This window comes from Endozoicomonas sp. SESOKO4 (genome assembly GCF_024606275.1).
Window position 1 is genome coordinate 1 of the sequence record NZ_JAHHPS010000008.1, and the last position, 3,963, is coordinate 3,963.

The window sequence follows — 3,963 nt, forward strand, 5'->3', positions numbered from 1 at the left end:
GGTTTTTGGTCCAGACACTCCGCTGTGCATCGATTGATAGAAGTTCACGGCCAATGTCGATCAGTTTCAATCAAAGTGCAGGGAAAATGACCATAGAATACACTCAAGTTGATTCAACATCAGAATCACAAGAGGCCTTTGTAAAATTGGTGACCATTCTGTCAGGACTGGCCTCCATGGATGTTTTACTCAACAAATTTAATCGCAGTAAAAATACCAACAAGTGGCATTTTGAAACCCTGGTTAAAAAGTCCCAAAACGGACTGGACGAACCTATCAATAACTGGATATTCAAACATTGTCTGGTATTAGATGCCATTACAACACGGTTTATGCCGCAAGAATTTCATTATGATTATACGTTCTTAGATTATCTGGATGGCAAATACAAACTCTTCTTTCAAATGGCCGAAAAAGCTTACTACCAGCTTATGAGAGCTAGAATTCCTGATAGAGATGCGGAACTTCGGCAGATCCTTACCGCTATGACCAAACACCTTCAACCGAATGTTGCTGCAAGAATAACCAATGAACTGCTTGCTCACATGGCCATTGAGACCGGCTTCCTGGAGGTTTTTATTCCAATCTTGCGTGAAGAATTTGACTTAGATCACGACAGGGAAAGGGTGCTTTTTCTGGTTCAGCAAAATCCAAGGATATTCAGTTATATCGCTGACAGATTTAATGATGATAAAGAAATAGTTAAATCTGCCGTAGAACAGCAAGGAAATTTATTAAGTTATGCCAGCAATCGTCTCAAAAATGACCTTGATGTGGTTCTGTCAGCCATCAGAAACTACTCTCCCGCTCTTTCTCTTGCTGGGCCGATGGTAAAAAACGATGAAGCCCTGTTAAAGAGACTCATTGAGGAAAATCCTTACGCTCACTACTTTGTTAGCCTTGCCACTGAGTCCCTTAAAAATGACAAGGACTTTGTCCTGCCATTGCTCTCACGAGACGCCTTCATCTATGAATTCCTCAGCGACAGACTGAAGTCTGATCCGGATATTCAAGCTGCAATCCGGAACCAGGACGATGGATTCAGGAAATAGGCCAATATCATGCGGGGTGCCCTGCCTGATTAGAGACCGCATACAAGAGTCTGGTTGAAGTGCGCATTTAACAAGTCAGGAATACGCTGGAAAGACCAGGCGGCATCAATTATGCCGTCATGATCTGGAGTTTAATCACAGCTCGGGAAACCATGTTTTTGACCGTAAGCATGATTTTATCACTTCGGCCAGTGACTTTATGGAGGTCATTCATATCGAGATGTCGGTCTACGGCGTCAAGACAGATTTTGTTGTGAAGAAAAACAAATAAGGGCTAGCTTTCGAGAACGACAAAAGCAAGAGCATGTTCGGTTTCATCAGAGAGGCTCAGATGAATCGCTTTGATCCCCCTCTCTTTTTGAAGTTCAAGCGCATGCCCCAAAAAACGCATATGAGGCGCTCCCTGCTCATCACTGAATGTCTCAAGATGCCGAAAAGAAACCTTGCCTATCCCGGTCCCCAGAGCCTTGGAAGCAGCTTCCTTGGCGGCAAAGCGTTTGGCCAGCCAGGCTGCCTGCTGAGGCTGAGACCTAAAGGTTTTCAGCTCAGAATCCGTAAGAATACGGCGAGCAAAGGCTTCTGCCCGCCGCTCAAGGATTTTCTTAAATCGTGCGATACGGGCGATATCCGTGCCTATACCTGCAATCATTTATGAAGAGAAGCTCTCAGCATTAAGGTCTTCATGTCTTTTACGGCCGTTTTCAAACCGGTAAAGAATGCGCGACCAATAATAGAATGACCAATATTCAACTCATTAATGCCATTGATAGCAGCCACAGGCTCCACGTTCTGATAGTTCAGACCGTGCCCGGCATTCACTATCAACCCTTTAGACAGGGCAAAATCAGTGCCCTCTTTTAGCCTTTCCAGCTCTGCCTGCATAACTTCAGGTGTTTCTGCCTCAGCGTATGCACCAGTATGCAATTCAATAACCGGAGCACCCGCTTGAGCAGAAGCTTCAATCTGATTGAGATCCGGATCAATGAAAAGTGAAACTTCTATACCAGCGTTAGCCATTCGAGAGCAGGCTGAAGATATGGAAGACATCTGCCCAACAATATCCAACCCACCTTCTGTGGTCAGTTCTTCACGCTTTTCGGGCACCAGACACACCGCGTGAGGCAAAACCTCTTCAGCAATGGCCAACATCTCTTCCGTAGCAGCCATTTCCAGATTCATACGCGTCTGAAGCACATTTCGAATCAGCCTCACATCCCGGTCCTGGATGTGACGACGATCTTCGCGCAAATGCAGAGTAATGCCATCAGCTCCCGCCTGCTCAGCCTCTATGACGGCCTGAACCGGATCAGGATAGGTGCCTCCCCGGGCCTGACGGATGGTTGCTATATGATCAATGTTCACACCCAGCAGGATGCGGTTGTGCGGAATCATGAGACAAACTTCTCTCTGGTAAGGAAAAATTCCCGACTTTTCAGCGGCTTCTCTCCCACCAGGGGAGCCAGTGCCAAACGGGTTAATCGTTTAAAACCCGGAAAATGCTGAACGTTGTCAAAACGTCTCTCTGCCAGAGACACTAGCAGCTCTCCGGAAAAATAACGGGGCCGATCTTTTTCCCTGATCGTTAGAACAGGTAAAAAACCTACTCCGGTTTTGAATTCGTAGAGCAGATCAGGTTGTATATCTGCCCCTGATGCAGCATCAGAAGTCAACGACGGGGCATAGCCGGTCATTTCCAGCAACTCAATCTCAAACACTCTCAACAAGGGTTGCAGCGGAGCGCCCGTAGTGAGTTGCTCCAATACAACGCTATACAACTCAAATAGCCCATCCAGAGGCTGGCCTGGGAGCAATGAACGCATCAAGAGCTCATTCATATAAAAACCACAGTAGAGCGACTGTCCCTTCAGATGAAGGGCATCAGCAGTTTCAAAGCTGCTGAGGGTTTTCAATTCTGATCGCCCCCGCCAGCTGACGAAGAGCCGTGTAAAAGGCTGAACAGCCCGGGAGCGGGATTTTGTCTGGCGAACACCCCTGATAACCATTGCGATACGGCCATGATCTTTCACCAGAAACTCAGCAATAACAGAACGTTCTTTATAGGGCCTGCTGTGAAGCATCCAGGCTGCGCTCAGTTCATTCATCAATCAAAGTCGTAGCCCAGACTTTTTAGGGCCCTGTCATCGTCAGACCAGCCTCCCTTGACCTTAACCCAGAGATTCAACATAACCTTGCTGTCGAACATTTTTTCCATATCAATTCGGGCTTCCTGACCAATCTGGCGAAGTCTGGAACCCTTGTCACCAATGACAATTGACTTTTGGCTGGAACGTTCGACCAGAATCAGGCCACTGATGACCAGCAACGGGCCTTTTGGACGCATCTCCTGTTTGAACTCTTCGATCTCAACCGTCATTTCATAAGGCAGTTCGTCTCCTAACTGACGCATGATCTTTTCACGAATCAGCTCAGCAGCCATGAAGCGGGAACTGCGATCAGTGATCTGGTCTTCCGGGAAGAAATGAATGCTCTCGGGCATCAGATCATCAATCAATTTTTCCAGCTCTTTCAAATTATGACCGTGCAAAGCCGACACTGGAATAATAGCTTTGAAGTCCGCCTTATCAGACACTTCCTGCAAAAACTGCATCAGCTCTTCTTTGCGTTCCTTGAGGCGATCGACCTTGTTCAGTAATAGAATAACCGGGCAGCTGACATGACTCAGCTTTGTCAGTACCAGCTGATCTTCTTCGCTCCAGGTCAGACGGTCGACGACAAACACAACGGCATCAACACCGGTCAGCGCACTGCTGGCAGCACGGTTCATATAACGGTTAATGGCCTTCTTTTCCACTTTATGCATACCGGGCGTATCCACAAAAATGGTCTGCACATTGCCTTCCGTCCTGATACCGAGAACCTGATGTCGTGTCGTCTGGGGGCGACGTGAGGT

The 3,963-nt window shown here is 47.2% G+C and carries 5 protein-coding genes; 1 reads left to right on the forward strand and 4 read right to left on the reverse strand.

Annotation, left to right across the window (positions count from 1 at the left end; genetic code table 11):
* Positions 1 to 1,052, forward strand: a 1,052-nt coding sequence (locus tag KDK16_RS00095; protein WP_257274147.1) for a DUF4116 domain-containing protein, incomplete at its 5' end; no start/stop codon positions are given.
* Positions 1,053 to 1,326: 274 nt separating this feature from the next.
* Here KDK16_RS00095 and acpS read toward each other — a convergent pair.
* The 4 genes from acpS to era form a co-directional block, all read right to left on the reverse strand.
* A complete protein-coding gene (acpS, locus tag KDK16_RS00100; RefSeq protein ID WP_257274148.1) occupies positions 1,327 to 1,701 on the reverse strand; it encodes a holo-ACP synthase in 375 nt (124 codons plus the stop codon).
* The gene (pdxJ, locus tag KDK16_RS00105) at positions 1,698 to 2,444 is read right to left on the reverse strand and encodes a pyridoxine 5'-phosphate synthase (RefSeq protein ID WP_257252961.1); all 747 of its coding nucleotides are present in this window, start codon (positions 2,442 to 2,444) and stop codon (positions 1,698 to 1,700) included. Before pdxJ ends, acpS begins: the two co-directional genes overlap by 4 nt.
* Positions 2,441 to 3,154 (reverse strand): DNA repair protein RecO, encoded by a 714-nt coding sequence (recO, locus tag KDK16_RS00110; protein WP_257252959.1) that lies wholly within the window; start codon positions 3,152 to 3,154, stop codon positions 2,441 to 2,443. Before recO ends, pdxJ begins: the two co-directional genes overlap by 4 nt.
* The coding region (era, locus tag KDK16_RS00115; RefSeq protein ID WP_257274149.1) for a GTPase Era at positions 3,154 to 3,963 on the reverse strand (810 nt) is incomplete at its 5' end. The genes era and recO, both read right to left, overlap by 1 nt.